This window comes from Corallococcus llansteffanensis (genome assembly GCF_003612055.1).
GTDB classification, from domain to species: Bacteria; Myxococcota; Myxococcia; order Myxococcales; family Myxococcaceae; genus Corallococcus; species Corallococcus llansteffanensis.
The window spans coordinates 1-550 of sequence record NZ_RAWB01001149.1 but is presented as its reverse complement, the minus strand read 5'-3'; the positions used below and the strand labels follow the sequence as shown (position 1 = coordinate 550).

1 protein-coding gene is annotated in these 550 nt (G+C 68.9%); it reads right to left on the bottom strand.

Annotated elements, in window-relative coordinates:
* Positions 1–104: 104 nt before the first annotated feature.
* The coding region (locus tag D7V93_RS43860; RefSeq protein WP_147451725.1) for an acyl-CoA dehydrogenase family protein at positions 105–550 on the bottom strand (446 nt) is incomplete at its 5' end.

The window sequence follows — 550 nt, the reverse complement described above, 5'->3', positions numbered from 1 at the left end:
CTCCCCAGCCACACCTTGCCAGGGCACACAGCGCGTCCTGCTTGGGGTTTTCTATCGCCTTGCCGTGGGTTCGAATCCCGCCGCCTCCATGCAGGGCAACCCGTCTAAGGCCGTGGCGGCTGAAGCCCCAGCAGGGCCTTGCCGAGGAAGTCGCGGATCACCGCTGGAGACCAGGCCATCAGCGGGCCGCTCATGGCATCGCGCAGGTAGCGCTCGATGGGGTGGGTCCGCATGTAGCCCGAGCCTCCGGCGAGCTCCATGGCCGCGGTGGTGATGGCCACGGCCGCCTCATTGGCCACGACCTTGGCCTGCATCTGCAGCACGGGGAAGTCCGGCTCACGCTGATCCGTGGCGATGGCCGCTCGCATGGCCAGCGCCCGCGCCGCCTCCAGACGGAGGCTCATCTCCGCCACCGAGAACTGCACCCACTGCATCTCCGCGATCGCCCGGTTCTCCGGAGGCAGCTTGCGCTCCTTGGCGTAGGAGATGGCGAAGGCCAGCGCCGCCTCGGCGATACCGATGGAGATCCACGGCAGGCCCAGGGCGATGG